Below are 14718 nucleotides of genomic sequence, written 5' to 3'. Positions count from 1 at the left end.
ATAAAATAAAGATGAAAAATGCACTACTAGTTTTTCTTGTTTTGGGATGTTTTGCAGGACTGGCGCAGGAGGATGAAACTGACAACTTCCCCCCTCCTGAAGTTCCGGTTAAAATAAACGCCTCAAAAACCAGTGGTACCATTACTATTGATGGAAGATTGGAGGAACCCGATTGGGACATGGCCGAACCTATTACCGATTTTTTTAGGGTGGAACCTGACCAAGGGGGACGTATAAAAAACCCAACTGAAGTTCGTGTGCTCTTCGACGACAAGAACATTTACTTTGGGGTTTTTGCCAAAGACTCCATGGGCAAAAAGGGGGTGCGAATGCAAGACTTGAGCAGGGATTTCAATGGCTTGGAAAATGATGTCTTTGGTATTCAGATTGATGCACAGAACACCAAGCAATATGCGGTTTCCTTTCAGACCACACCTTATGGTAACCAGCAAGACGTCCAAAATTTTAACGATAACAATCGTGATGAAGATTGGAACGCCCTTTGGCGTGTTCGTACCCAACGCACTGATAAGGGCTATTATGCTGAGTATGCCATTCCGTTTAAATCTATTAGGTATGATAATCCAATCGATGGAGTTCCGGTAGAATGGGGTATCACCTTTTTTAGATTGGCTAGAAAGGACTATGAGAAGACCGTTTTTCCGGCCATACCACAGTCCTTTTCAGAAAACCGAATGACCTATGCGGCCAAATTGACCGGATTGGAAGTGCCTCCGCCATCGGCCAATATTAGAATAGAACCCTACGCGCTCTACCAGTATGATGAAAACAGGACCGGTAACGCGTTGACCAATAAACTCAATGATCCTAAAGTTGGGGTTGATGTAAAATGGGCCATCAATCCTAATGCTGTTCTAGATTTGACCATAAATACAGACTTTGCCCAGGCTGACGTTGACCAAGCTGTAAACAACTTGGAACGGTTCAATATCTTTTTCCCTGAACGAAGGCAGTTCTTTTTAGAAAACTCTGGCATATGGGCAGGAAGCAACAGTAGCTTTATTCGTCCATTCTTTAGCCGAACCATTGGGCTTTCCAATAGTTTTAATGCAGCACCCGCCCCATTGGATTTAGGGGCAAGATATACGGATCGTGATGAAAAGCGAACGCTTGCCGCATTAGTGGTTAGACAACGTGAGACCAGTGACAGTCCCAGTGCTACTTTTGGTGTTGCTCGGTACACGAAAAACTACGGAAGGGAAAACAATTTTGGGGCTATGGTCACTTACAGAAGAGATGATTCCTTGGTAGATTTAAATGTTACAAGTCAAGATAACACTACCGTCTCAGTAGATGGCCTGATACGGCCCAAGAGCGAATTGTCTATCACCTACATGCTTTCTGCATCATGGGATAGTGAAGTCAATTCAACCGGATATGCTGGCCAATTTTTTGCCGGGCAAACTACAAACAAGTCATATTTGGGATACCTGAATAATTTTGTCAGCAAAAATTATAGTCCAGATATGGGCTTTGTCAGTCAAAAAGATGTGATGTACCATAGTCCCGGAGGTTACGCCATATTACGTCCCAAAAATCTACCTTTTATTCGCCGCTGGGATCCCGGTGTTTTTGTGAATTACTATCATGATTTTGAGGATTTTGGCCGTTTTCAGCAGGCCAACATATACATCTTCCCCATTTTCTTATGGTTTAAGGATAACAGTTTTATTGAAACTTCCTTCACCCCAACTTGGCAAAATATCAATTTTGATTTTGCCCCTTTGGGCCTAGACATTGAAGAGGGTCGTTACCGCTACACCCGCTACACCCTTCGTTATAATTCCGATAGATCCAAAAAGTTTTCAGGTTCCATTCGATATGATTTTGGTAATTTCTATAATGGGGTGAGAAATTCGGTGACCACCGGACTACGATATGCTCCCGTGCCACATGTGGCCATGAACATAGATTATGAACACAACAACATTAACAATGTTGGTATTCGTTCTCAAGATCTAAACACCGATTTATATACTGCAAGTGTACGTTTAGCCTTGAATCCCCGGGTTCAGTTATCCACTTTTTATCAGTACAATAGTTTTGACCAACAAGGGCGATGGAATGTCCGTTTTAGTTGGGAATATATGCCCCTTTCCTTTATTTACCTTGTATTTAACGATACACAAACAGAATTGTTTGACCCGGTGCAGCGTAGCATACAAACGATAAGTAAAATAACACTTCTAAAACAATTTTAATTACGATATGAGAGCAATTGTGAGATTTAAAAATCAACCAAATATCTGGGGAAGTTTTGCTAGCGGTTTATGCTTAGCGCATTGTATAGGCACACCTTTTTTATTTGCTGCACACGCGGGGCATGTTCAAGGTCATCATTCGGCCCCACAATGGTGGGGATTTATAGATATACTATTTTTAGTGATTTCTTTCTTTAGCGTGTTCTTGTCATCTAGGCATACTTCAAAAAAATGGATTAGTTATTTATTGTGGCTGAGCTGGGCTTCTCTTGCACTAATTATTTTAAATGAAAAAATAGGCATGTTTCACATAAAAGAGGAGGTGATTTACATTCCATCTATTTCATTGATTATCTTTCATTTATACAATACAAAGTATTGTCAATGCCAAGATGAAGAATGTTGTGCGCTTAATTAATTTCTATGAGAAAACCCACGATCTTCTTATTCATTTGTACTGATAAAAGAACTAAGACACATTAACGTTTCTCCTTTATTAATAGTTGGTGTTGCAAGCATATATAAAATTAGACCTGTTTTTGAGGCCTTGTATTCTTCCAATACCGCACCAAACTCATCCGTGGTATAACCAACGACCTGCTCCTTTTGAACGGAATCACCAGCTTTTAGGGAACTATAGAAAATGCCCTTGGTTTTTGATTTTATGTAAACCTGGTCATTTAATCTGGTAATTGTGTGGTTTGAATCAGAAACCTTACGATACATCTTCATTTTGCCAAGCATGTTAAAAACACCCTTTTTTATCAAGGCAACTGCTTCTTCTTGCACAATCCCCAATTTACCGGCTTCAATACTCAATCCTGTTTTACCATCTTGAACAGCCTGCTTAAAAACATATTTGGCGGGCTCTTCATCCGTAATCGTGTAAGGATAAGAAACCACATATTCAAATCCGCTAACATCTGACAGTTCTTTTGCTAGTTGGGTTTGTTCAGGTCGGTTTTTATTGTTGTAATAACAAATAAAAGGCAATAGGTCCTCAGGGGCATCACCTCCGTGTATATCTAAAAATACATCGCTTACCGGAATGATATTTTTAGTGATTAAATAGGCCGTTTTTTGGGTTATGGAACCGTCTTTATTTCCTGGGAAAGCCCCGTTTAAATTTACCCCATCTTCGCCGTTCTTATAGGGTGTACGGGTATAAAAGGACCCCCTACTGGCTATGGGGATAAAAATTATCGTACCGTATAGCAAATCTAAATCCACCTCTTGCATGATTTGTTGTACTGCAATAATCGGGGCATATTCTAAGCCATGTACCCCGGATATTATGGTAAAGACCGGGCCATCCACTTTTCCTTTAAATATGGAAACCGGCAAATAACCTTCATTGCCAAAACTATCTGAAACAGCAATCTTAAGGTTGTGCCGCGAGGGTCTTTCCGCGTTTTCAAAACGAAGTCTGAAATCATTTTGGGCTTGTAAACAATGAACTAGTAAAGTACCTAAAATTAGTAGTCCCCTTTTCAACCTTCTGTTCGTATGGATTAATATCATTGTACTGATTTGGAAACTATTTCTTTTTACCAGATAACAAATAGGTATACACCCACATAATGGTAAAGGTAGGTACTACATCCAACCCTGGGATCAACTCCTCCACAAAGGTCACCACACCTGCTGCCTGCCCCAATTTTCCCTTATACATTCTGGTCATCAGCCAGCCAGCCAGAGGAGCCCAAATAACATCGGAGAACTCTCCAATGGCAGGTACCGTAAAGGAAAGCATTCCTATGGCATCAAAAAGCAAACCCAAGAAAAGGTTGCGAATTTTGTTCTCTTTTATTTTTGACATGTTGAAAAATAATGATTTCACCCGTATTGGAGCAAAACCAATGCCAAAAAATTAGGAAAGGGTAGAACTGATCAGCTTCAGAAACTCGTTACGGGTTTCAATTTTTTCAAACTGTCCCCTAAATCCTGATGTTGTGGTCACGGAGTTTTGTTTTTGCACCCCACGCATCATCATACACATATGTGACGCCTCAATGACCACCGCAACCCCTTTAGGTTTTAAGGTATCATTCAAACATTCCAAAATATCATGGGTCAAGCGTTCCTGTACCTGCAATCTTCTTGCAAAAACATCAACAATCCGTGGTATTTTGCTCAACCCTACAATATGTCCATTAGGAATGTAAGCTACATGGGCCTTCCCAAAAAAGGGAAGCATATGGTGCTCACAGAGGCTATAGAGTTCTATATCCTTTATAATCACCATATCATCGTAGTCCTCCTTGAACATGGCCCCTTTTAAGATGGCAGCTGCGTCCTGTTTATAACCCTGTGTTAAAAAAAGCATGGCCTTGGCGGCACGTTCCGGGGTTTTAACCAAACCTTCACGTTCCACATCCTCGCCAATCTCATCTATGATTTTTGAAAATCTGTCCTTTACCTCGTTGGTAATGCTGATATTATATTCTTCTAAATTTTGGTATGGAGCCATATGTTATGTACTAACGGTTTTTAATTTGTTGGGGAAGTATTTCCTGATCTTATGTAGTTTTGGTTTAATGATATATTGGCAATACGGTTGGTTGGGGTTGTTGTTATAAAAATTTTGATGCTCCTCCTCGGCCTTATAAAACGGGGCTTCGGGGGTTACTTCGGTTACAATGGGCGCACTAAAAATACCTTCTTTATCCAATAGTTGAATATAGGATTTGGCAATCTTTTCCTGTTCAGCGTTGGTGTAAAAAATTCCACTGCGATACTGGGTCCCAACATCATTCCCCTGGCGGTTGAGCGTGGTTGGATCGTGAGTGGCAAAAAATACCTCCAAGATTTCTGCGAAACTTACTTCCGTAGCATCAAAAACAATTTTTATGGCCTCTGCGTGACCCGTACGACCGGTACAAATTTCCCGATAGCATGGGTTTTTGATGGTACCCCCAGTATACCCGGAGATTACTTCTTTTACCCCCTTAAGTTGCTGAAATACAGATTCCGTGCACCAAAAGCACCCATTGGCCAAAATAGCCGTTTCCAATTGATTTGTGTTTTGTTTACTCATATAATGTAAATGTTAAACAAATTGCGTTATTACGCAATAGTACTTCTATTTTTAACTTTTGCTTAATAGTCGGTTAAAATTTCATATTCTTTCACCTTTGTGATTGCAGTACTGGATGTGTTTTACGTATTTTCACCTTAAATTTTACTATTGATGATAACGGCAACCAATATTAAAAAAAATTATGGGGACCTTAAGGTGTTAAAGGGTGTTTCCATCAGCATAAAAAAAGGTGAAGTCATCTCTATTGTAGGACCCTCTGGAGCGGGTAAAACCACCTTGCTACAATTGGTGGGCACCTTGGACACGCCCTCCAATCCAAAAGACAGCAGCATTATGATCAATGGGGTTGATGTTACCGATTTGAGAGACAAACAATTGGCAAAATTCAGAAATGAAAACATCGGTTTTATTTTTCAGTTTCACCAGCTGTTACCGGAGTTTACGGCACTTGAAAATGTATGTATCCCTGCATTCATCAAAAAAACACCAAAAGCCAAGGCAGAGGTGCGGGGCAGGGAATTGTTGGATTTTTTAGGCTTGTCCCAAAGGTACGATCACCGTCCAAGGGAATTATCCGGTGGAGAGCAGCAGCGGGTTGCCGTCGCAAGGGCATTGATTAACAACCCCTCTGTAATCTTTGCGGACGAGCCCAGCGGGAACTTGGATTCAGAAAGTGCAGAAAATCTGCACCAATTGTTCTTTAAATTGCGTGAAGAATTTGGACAGACCTTCGTCATTGTGACCCACAACAAGGAATTGGCCAATATGGCCGATAGAAAGCTGATCATGGTCGATGGTCAAATTCAGTAAAATACTAGAAGGGTGACCAAAAAAGAAATCAAAATCTTCTTGGATGAAAAAGCAGCGCAATATGAGCATCCAAAATTCCTGGAAGATGATCCCATCCAAATTCCACATCGGTTTACTAAAAAGGAGGATATAGAAATTAGTGGGTTTTTAACTGCGACCATTGCTTGGGGCAACCGTAAAAGCATTATTAACAATGCCTCCAAACTCATGGAAATGATGGACAACGCACCGTATGACTTTGTCCAAAACCATACTAAAAAAGACCTTGCACGTTTAGGGCATTTTGTTCACCGTACATTTAATATGGAAGATTTGCACTACTTTTTGTGCTCACTACAAAATAGCTACGCCAATCATGGTGGGTTGGAAGCCATGTTTACAAAAGCACCCCAGAAGGCATCCATACAAGATGGGATAAGTGCCTTTAAACAATTATTTTTTGAGCTTCCACACCAGCCTAGAACCCAAAAACACGTGTCCGACCCCCGAAAGGGATCAGCCGCAAAACGCATAAATATGTACCTACGGTGGATGGTACGCCCCGCGGAAAAGGGGGTTGATTTTGGGCTTTGGAACTCCATTTCCCCAAAACAACTTTCCTGTCCGCTGGACGTCCATTCCGGAAATGTTGCCCGGAAACTCAACTTGTTAAAACGCAAACAGAACGATGCTAAGGCACTGGCCGAATTGGATAAGAATCTTAGAAAAATGGACCCAGAAGACCCGGTAAAATATGATTTTGCCCTTTTTGGCCTTGGTGTTTTTGAGAAATTTTAATTTATTTTTTCAAACTGTTCATCATTAAGGGTTTTCATGAAGGCAATCAGTGCTTTCGATTCTTTATCGGAGAGATGCAATGAATCTGCCGGTAAGGTTTGATAAGGTACTTCTAAACCCATCCCTTGACCCCCGCCAACGTTATAAAAGTTAACAACTTCCTCAAGGGTGCCATAAACACCGTTGTGCATATATGGTGCCGTAAATTCAATATTCCTTACCGTAGATGTTTTAAAGAAACTTCTTTTTTCCTCCACCTTGTAAGGATAGTATTGCCCTGGGTCTTCATCTAAAACCGGATGCTCAAAACTTGCATTTTTTGGAACCCCTAAATTTTCAAATTCAGACTCCATATATTTTGGGGGTACCGTACCGTTAAATGCCGGAGGAAAATGACAGGTAGCACATGCCGCTTTCCCCATAAAAAGATTAAATCCTAAAATTTCTTCTTGGGTCATGGAGTCTTCCACACCTTGCATGTTTTTATCTAATTTTGAATCAAAAGGCGCTAAACTTCTAATATACGTGGCAATTGCGTGCCTCGCATTTCTATTGGTTATTTGTCCATTGTAAAGGGAATCGAACATAACAACATACCTAGGATTTTCCTGTACTCGCTTTTCCAAGGTATTTAAATCCAAATGAAACTCATTTTTGTCGTTTACCACATTCACAATTTGGTCCTCTAAACCCGTAGCACGGCCGTCATAGAACATAGTTTTTTGATAAACAGCGTACGTTAATGTTGGGGTGTTTCTTAAAAGTTCGATACCATCAATGCCTTTAGCCTTCTTAAAACCGTCCGTAAATGCTTTTTCTGTCTGATGACAGGTTGCACAACTAATATTCCCTGAGCTAGACAATGATTGGTCATTAAATAGCATCTTTCCCAAGGCAATACGATCCTGTGAAATTGCTGGGGCACCTGGTGGTGAAAATAATTTTATGTTGAAGAAGTCTTTATCAAAAAGGTTTGTCGCGCTTGGATTTAAAGCTCGGGAGGTATTTAATTTAATGTTCCAATCTACCGCAGTCTTATGAATTAATTTCAGTTGTTTGTTCGTATGTTCCTTAATAAAAGTGTACCTATCAAACGTATCAAATTCTCCATTCCCCAAATCTGAAATTGTCCGCCCTATCTCCGTTAACCACGTCTTGTAAAGTGCTTTGCTTGAGAAAGCGGGCTCGTAAATGTGAAGTACCTCTCGTATGGTCTCGTAATTATATATAGCCTCATTCAATGAATTGGCAAGCATGGGTGAATCAAAACCGGTAATGCCCTTGGTTGCGATATTGACAATGGCGTCACGGAGCATTTTTAAGTGATGCCGGTCATTTTGCCGAAATAAAATATGATTCCTTCTGATATAGGGAATTCTGACCTTGAGATATTCCAGCACAAAATTTAAATCTGCATTATCAAAACCATCCTCCGAATACAATAATTCTTCCAAAACTTGATAGCTTTTTGGCTTTAATACTTTAATGTCCGTATAATCATCTATCTCAACCTTCAATAGGTTTGGGGCATTCATAGAAAGATAATTTTCATAGTCATATGCCATAAGCATAGGTTCCATCCTTTTGTACCATTTTCTGCTTTCCAGAAAATTGGCCTTGTTATTGGCAAGTGTTTTTGTAGTGTCTATTTTTTGCATATAAAAACCTGCACTGTCCAAGGTTTTAAAATAATGGTTGCGTACGGGCTCATTGAACATTGAGACACCATCATCAGTTGTAGCCATGGCCAATAGTTTTTCTTGCTTTTTGCAGGAAAAAAAACTGACTAGCATGCTAGCTGCCAAAAAATAAATTATCGCCTTCATAAATACTTGGATTTAAATCATAAACAAAGAAGTTCCCTAAACAGGGAACTCTTTGTTTGTTTAATAAATAATTAGAAAAACTATCTTGGAAGGCCTGTAATCTTAAACAGAAAAGAACCTTCTAACCTTGCGGAGCCTTCATTTATCGCAGTTGGGTCATAAAATTTGGCTCCATCCGCCCTAACAGCCGTTGCTGGTGTTGTGGAATAATTCCAACCATGGACCTGCGCACCGCCCATGAAAGTTGGTTCACTTGCACCAATAATCTCCGTTACGTCAATGAGGCCCGTAATTTCCCAGTAGTTGGTTAAAGTACCAAAGCCTAAATCGGTTGCGGCTATCTGGTTACACTCCATAACCTCTGCCAAATTCCCCGTTGCAATTTCATACTGCCAAAGTTTGGCGTACCCTTGAATGTTGGGATTTAAATCTTGGTATCCGTTGGGGTCTTCTTGGATATATACGTAATTCTCTGTAACTAAAATATTATCTGGAGAGTGCATTCCATCACCCTTTCCTCCAACGCGGTCACCATCAACTACCACAGAAAGCTTGGCATCGCCCGTGGGGTCGTCTGGGTTTAATTCCAATTTATAGACCCTCCCAAAAGTAGTGCCTCTATTTGCCAAGTCAGGATTATCAGAACGATAGCGCCCGGTGGCATTAAAAAAGATGTTTCTATTATTCTCTGCCGATCCTCGCTGCCAGTCAATATCCTCTATTCTTTGGAAACCAATGGCAACGGAGTCAATGGCCTCTTGGTTAAGTTCCGCCAACGTTCTTTCGTTTACCTTTACCCATTCCACATCGTATTCATTATCCTCAACAGCACCCATTTCAAATTTAAGACCGCCGCCACCAATTGCTGTTTCCGTGGTATCTTTTCCTCGTAAAACATATAACTCGCCTCCATTAAGGTCACCACGACTACCTACATACATGGCAAAGTGGGCTTCTGGGTAGGTATTGTTACTGTCATCATCACCCATAAAAACAACAGTTTGTCGTGGATAAGCGTCTTTACCAATTACCACAGCGTTCTCTGTGGACCATTCCCCAAGGGCAGGTAAGCGTTGTGCTTCTACGCGATCTTCCGTATCTCTAAAGGGATTCACCCTGTAAACGCCCTTTGCATTACCACCCCATTCGCCTCCAGAAAGATATAAAGGTCCAAAACCGTGCTCTTGGGGGGTTATGGAAGAACCTGAACATTGCGCAGTAAATGCAGTTGCTGTGGCATTTACGATATAATCACCCTCTAACGGCTTTAAATCACGATTCATGCGAATACGTGCAATGGAATAATCCGATTCCAAGTTATTAATGAACGCATAAGTGCCATCATTGTTGGGAAAAAGGGCAGCACCATCCATAAACGACCCGTATACAAAAGTGGAATCTGATGGTAAAATGTCTGCAGAAGAAAGTAGCATTTCTAAATTGGCACTTCCCGCAAAGGCCCCTTTGAGTTCAAAAACATCGTCCGGCACAACGGAGGATTCCAAGGGCATTAAATCTGTGAGCGTTAAATCCTCGCCGTCCTCGCCGTCCGTTCCGTCACGTCCGTCAATACCGTCAATGCCATCCCGTCCGTCCATCCCGTCAAGACCATCTTCACCTTCGCAGCTGGTTAGCATTACTGCTAGCGAAGCCGACATAAATAATACTGCAATTTGTTTCATTTTCATGATGTTAAAGTTTTTAGGTTTTCATCTGAACCAAAAGTACTTTAGACCTCATGTTAGGCATGTTAAGGAAGTGTAGTCTTAAAATGAACAAGCCATAAAAAAAAGGTTAAGACTTAAAATAAATGTTAACCTTTAAGAATGATATAGATTTAGAATGATTTTTGATGTTTTCACGACCTAAATGAAAAGAGCAAGTACTTGTAACCCCATGCTAAGCCCCTAAACTTAAAACTTGCCAAGAACCCCCTTTTGCGATAGATCGGTATATGGCTTCCACAATGACCATATCCCGCCTGCCCATTTCCCCTGGAGCCAAGTTAGGGGCATTGTATAACACATGTTTGGCAAAGTCATCCATCTGGAGTTTCTGCTGGCTTTCATGCGGAAAGTTGAACTTTGTACCGTTAGACGTTATGCCGCTAAGGGGACCATAATTGTTGGCCGGCTCCAAAACAAACCATCCGTTGGAACAGTTTACGTGCAGTTTGTTGGCATTTATGTTATGGGACGTCATCATATGGCCCACTGCGCCACTTTTAAATTTAAATTGGGCGGTAATGGTCTCATCCGTATCCTTAAAATACTCAGGACGTGTACTGTACTCCTGGGCACAAACGGCAATGGGATTCTCACCGGTGCCATAGATAAGACTCTGTATGGAGTATACCCCCATGTTCACCAATGCCCCGCCCCCGGACAAGGCTTTGTTCAAACGCCATTGATTGGGGTTACCGCCGGAATAATAGGCCGCCTCTGCATTTACATAGCGCACCTCACCAAATGTTTTTTCCTTTATAAGCCGTTTTATCTCTTGGGTATACGGCTCAGAATGTAGACGGTAGCCCATCCCAAGCTTTACCTTGGCTTTTTTACAGGCCGCTAGTATGGCATCGCACTCCTCCACGTTCATGGCCATGGGCTTTTCACAAATAACATGCTTGCCAGCTTTGGCGGCCCTAATGCAGAAATCCGCATGCATACTATTGGGCAATACCACGTAAACTATATCTATGTCCGGGTTATTTTTAATGGAGTCAAAGTTTTCGTAGTCATAGCAATTCTTCTCTGGAATTGCATATTTTTCCTTCCAAATTTGCTTTTTATTTGGAGTTCCTGTCACGATTCCTGCCAAATAACAATGTTGGGTATCCTGCAAGGCAGGTGCTAATTGATACGTGCTATAGCTGCCCAGGCCTACCAATGCAATACCCAATTTTTTATCGGATGACGCTGGCATTGCACATGACAAGGCAAGATTGGGGGTCACCACCGCTGCGGTGGTTCCCAATGTGATTGACTGTGTAAATGTTCTTCTGTCCATAACTTTTCCTTTTTATTGCTACACCCTTTAACGGATAGGCTTGGGTAACATGACGTTATTATTCCGCGATCAACAGTATCTTCATGGTCAATTTACCCAATGATCCTTAAAAATACCAAAGAATAGGATTGGATGCGATTCATTTTAAATTTCATTATCTAAATTGTACTTTTAAGAATTGACTAAAACCATTTACAATGTTGAATAAATTATGCCTTTTAGTGTGTACCTCCGCCTTTGTTGTGGCGGCTGCGCAACATAGAAAATTACCTATTGATACTACTGTGACCACACAACATTCCGTCACGGTAAACGGGAATACCTTTACCTATACGGCAAGCACGGGCACCCAACCCGTTTGGGATGAAATGGGGAAACCCATTGCTGCCCTACATTATACCTACTACACCAAGAACAATGTAAAAAATAGGGAAAGTAGGCCATTGTTAATTTCCTTTAACGGAGGTCCGGGATCGGGTTCCGTTTGGATGCATTTAGCCTACACAGGTCCACGAGTACTTAAAATTGACGACGAGGGCTACCCTGTACAACCATACGGGGTTAAGGAAAACCCATACTCGGTTTTGGATGTGACGGATATTGTTTACGTAAATCCGGCCAATACCGGCTACTCTAGAACCATACCGGAAATGGGCAAGGAAGTGGACCGTGAAAAGTTTTTTGGCATTAATGCGGATATCAAATACCTAGCGGAATGGCTAAATACCTTTGTAACCAGAAATAATCGTTGGAGATCTCCAAAATACATAGTTGGCGAGAGCTATGGAGGCACCCGAGTCATGGGGCTTTCATTGGCCTTACAAGACCAGCAATGGATGTATCTGAATGGGGTCATTATGGTTTCACCGGCAGATTACAAGCTTTACAATACCGGCGGTGCGGTTGAAAATGCCATTAGTCTTCCCTATTTTACCGCCGCAGCATGGCACCACAAAGCACTTCCAGCTCCCCTACAACAAAAAGATTTGTTAGAAGTGCTTCCAGAATCAGAAGATTATGCTATCAATGAATTGATTCCAGCATTGGCCAAGGGCGGCTTTATTGACGAGAGCAAAAAGAATGAGGTAGCAGAAAAAATGGCCTACTATTCCGGACTTTCCAAACAGGGGATATTAGACCAGAATTTAGTGGTACCTGTGCAGTATTTCTGGAAAAACCTACTTAAAGACCGTGGATATACGGTGGGAAGATTGGATTCTAGATATTTAGGGCTGGACAGGCAACTGGCCGGCATGGGCCCAGACTACAGTGCCGAACTAACTTCTTGGTTGCATAGCTTTACCCCCGCAATTAATTATTATCTGCAAGAAGAGCTCAACTTTAAAACGGATATTAAATACAATATGTTTGGCCCCGTGCGGCCTTGGAACAATGAAAACGACAACACTCGTGACAACCTAAGACAGGCCATGGCACAAAATCCCTATCTCAATGTTTTGATACAATCTGGTTATTATGATGGGGCAACCACCTATTTTCAGGGTAAATATACCATGTGGCAAGTAGACCCCAGTGGAAAAATGAAAGATAGGTTTGAGTTCAAAGGATACCGTTCTGGACATATGATGTACCTACGTCGCGAAGATTTAAAAAAGGCTAACGATGATTTAAGGGCCTTTATTTTAAGGACATCCAACACCAATAAAAGTGCGAAATATGAATAGGGATAACCACTCATAAAAGCAGGGAAGACATGCTAAAAGAATACTGTTTTAAGGAGCGTGACGTTGCGTCACCTCCCATGACTAAGCCGTTTAAGTTGATTTTGATTTGCTGCCTTCTAACTTTTGCCGGCGTTGGACTGGCGCAAGAAATACCTGCAAAAGATTGGCAGATAAAAACCGCGCTGATGGCCGTTCCTGATGAATTTAGAAAGGGAGCCAAAGTATATGGCTATGGTGCTGATGGAAAATTTATCACCTTAAAGGAAGGAACAAACGACTATATTGCCATAGCATCCGACCCGTACAAAGAGAATTTTTCTACCGCAGCCTACCATAAAGATTTGGATGAATTTATGGAGAGGGGTAGGCAACTTAAGGCTGAGGGCAAAGAATTTCAGGAGATTTTTGATATTCGTGAAACAGAGGTAAAATCTGGAAAGCTTAAAATGCCCGATAAGGCCACGCTCTGCGTTTTTACGGGAGAGGTCAATAAAACCACCATGCAAATTGAAAATCCCTACGTACGCTACGTATTTTACATTCCTTTTGCGACTGGGGAAACCACGGGTTTACCAACCACTCCCTCCCCTCCTGGCCATGCGTGGTTAATGAATCCCGGTACCCACAGGGCACATATAATGATAACACCTCCTAAGGAATAAGTATGGAGACCAAAAAAACAACCCCTCTAATTATACTGCTTGTGCTTTTTTCATTTTCTAAACCGCTCAAGGCTCAAGATTGGGCAAATCTCACAAAATATCAAAAGGCCAATAAAGCTGTTGAATTTGATGAAAGTCAAAAAAACCGAGTGGTTTTTATGGGCAACTCCATCACGGAAGGGTGGCCAAAGGAATTTTTTGAAGGTAAAACATACCTTAATCGCGGAATCAGTGGACAAACCACCCCACAAATGCTGCTGCGGTTTAGGCAAGACGTCATCAATTTACAACCTAAAGCAGTGGTCATTTTGGCCGGCACCAATGATATTGCCGGAAATACCGGCCCAATGACCTTGGAACAAATTAGGGACAATATAGAATCCATGGTAGAATTGGCCAAATCCAACAAGATTGTTCCCATTGTTTGTTCGGTGCTTCCTGCCTATGACTATCCATGGAGGCCAGGTTTACAGCCCAATATTAAAATACCAAAATTAAATGCCCTTTTGTTGGCCATGGCACAAGAGCAAGAGGTCCCGTATCTGGACTATTTTTCCGCAATGGCGGATGAAAGGAACGGACTTCCCAAAAAATGGACCACGGACGAAGTACATATTACCCCAAAAGGATATGAAGTTATGGGCGACCTTGTTGAAAAAGCAATTGCCCAAGCCCTAAAAGAATAAG

14 protein-coding genes are annotated in these 14718 nt (G+C 41.5%); 7 read left to right on the top strand and 7 right to left on the bottom strand.

Going from position 1 to position 14718, the window contains the following annotated elements:
• The first annotated feature begins 11 nt into the window (after positions 1–11).
• Together I595_RS00890 and I595_RS00885 are read left to right on the top strand one after the other, a co-directional pair.
• Positions 12–2222, top strand: coding sequence for a DUF5916 domain-containing protein (locus I595_RS00890; protein ID WP_054557502.1), 2211 nt, complete (start codon positions 12–14; stop codon positions 2220–2222).
• 7 nt (positions 2223–2229) lie between these two features.
• Positions 2230–2640, top strand: coding sequence for a MerC domain-containing protein (locus I595_RS00885; RefSeq protein WP_172675893.1), 411 nt, complete (start codon positions 2230–2232; stop codon positions 2638–2640).
• A 26-nt stretch (positions 2641–2666) separates the two neighbouring features.
• On the opposite strand, the gene I595_RS00880 is transcribed toward I595_RS00885, so the two are convergent.
• From I595_RS00880 to msrA, 4 genes are read right to left on the bottom strand one after another with little or no spacing between them, the layout of a single operon-like run.
• Positions 2667–3743 (bottom strand): succinylglutamate desuccinylase/aspartoacylase family protein, encoded by a 1077-nt coding sequence (locus I595_RS00880; RefSeq protein WP_083467449.1) that lies wholly within the window; start codon positions 3741–3743, stop codon positions 2667–2669.
• 16 nt (positions 3744–3759) lie between these two features.
• Positions 3760–4041 (bottom strand): hypothetical protein, encoded by a 282-nt coding sequence (locus I595_RS00875; protein WP_054557501.1) that lies wholly within the window; start codon positions 4039–4041, stop codon positions 3760–3762.
• Positions 4042–4092: 51 nt separating this feature from the next.
• A complete protein-coding gene (folE, locus tag I595_RS00870; protein WP_054557500.1) occupies positions 4093–4692 on the bottom strand; it encodes a GTP cyclohydrolase I FolE in 600 nt (199 codons plus the stop codon).
• Positions 4693–4695: 3 nt separating this feature from the next.
• Complete coding sequence (gene msrA, locus I595_RS00865) at positions 4696–5259, bottom strand: peptide-methionine (S)-S-oxide reductase MsrA (RefSeq protein ID WP_054557499.1); 564 nt, start codon at positions 5257–5259, stop codon at positions 4696–4698.
• A 153-nt stretch (positions 5260–5412) separates the two neighbouring features.
• Here msrA and I595_RS00860 point away from each other — a divergent pair, with 153 nt between their 5' ends.
• Together I595_RS00860 and I595_RS00855 are read left to right on the top strand one after the other, a co-directional pair.
• Positions 5413–6072: an ABC transporter ATP-binding protein gene (locus I595_RS00860; protein ID WP_054557498.1), complete on the top strand. Its 660-nt coding sequence runs from the start codon at positions 5413–5415 to the stop codon at positions 6070–6072.
• Between the two features lie 12 nt (positions 6073–6084).
• Positions 6085–6849 (top strand): TIGR02757 family protein, encoded by a 765-nt coding sequence (locus I595_RS00855; RefSeq protein WP_054557497.1) that lies wholly within the window; start codon positions 6085–6087, stop codon positions 6847–6849.
• Here the strand turns inward: I595_RS00855 and I595_RS00850 are convergent.
• The 3 genes from I595_RS00850 to I595_RS00840 form a co-directional block, all read right to left on the bottom strand.
• The gene (locus tag I595_RS00850; protein ID WP_172675892.1) at positions 6846–8594 is read right to left on the bottom strand and encodes a cytochrome-c peroxidase; all 1749 of its coding nucleotides are present in this window, start codon (positions 8592–8594) and stop codon (positions 6846–6848) included. The two genes, I595_RS00855 and I595_RS00850, sit on opposite strands and share 4 nt — an antisense overlap.
• A gap of 161 nt (positions 8595–8755) precedes the next feature.
• On the bottom strand, positions 8756–10363 hold the full coding sequence (locus I595_RS00845) for a PhoX family protein (RefSeq protein ID WP_245628198.1): 1608 nt from the start codon (positions 10361–10363) through the stop codon (positions 8756–8758).
• 211 nt (positions 10364–10574) lie between these two features.
• Complete coding sequence (locus tag I595_RS00840) at positions 10575–11684, bottom strand: Gfo/Idh/MocA family protein (protein ID WP_054557495.1); 1110 nt, start codon at positions 11682–11684, stop codon at positions 10575–10577.
• Between the two features lie 197 nt (positions 11685–11881).
• Here I595_RS00840 and I595_RS00835 point away from each other — a divergent pair, with 197 nt between their 5' ends.
• Genes I595_RS00835 through I595_RS00825 form a run of 3 tightly spaced genes read left to right on the top strand, consistent with a single transcriptional unit; the run spans position 11882 to position 14717 of the window.
• Complete coding sequence (locus tag I595_RS00835) at positions 11882–13369, top strand: S10 family peptidase (protein WP_054557494.1); 1488 nt, start codon at positions 11882–11884, stop codon at positions 13367–13369.
• 29 nt (positions 13370–13398) lie between these two features.
• Complete coding sequence (locus I595_RS00830; protein ID WP_245628197.1) at positions 13399–14031, top strand: hypothetical protein; 633 nt, start codon at positions 13399–13401, stop codon at positions 14029–14031.
• A 2-nt stretch (positions 14032–14033) separates the two neighbouring features.
• A complete protein-coding gene (locus I595_RS00825) occupies positions 14034–14717 on the top strand; it encodes an SGNH/GDSL hydrolase family protein (protein WP_054557493.1) in 684 nt (227 codons plus the stop codon).
• Position 14718 lies beyond the last annotated feature (1 nt).

Source organism: Croceitalea dokdonensis DOKDO 023 (assembly GCF_001306415.1).
GTDB classification, from domain to species: Bacteria; Bacteroidota; Bacteroidia; order Flavobacteriales; family Flavobacteriaceae; genus Croceitalea; species Croceitalea dokdonensis.
The sequence above is the reverse complement of the archived record's forward strand: the minus strand, read 5'-3'. Positions and strand labels throughout refer to the sequence as shown.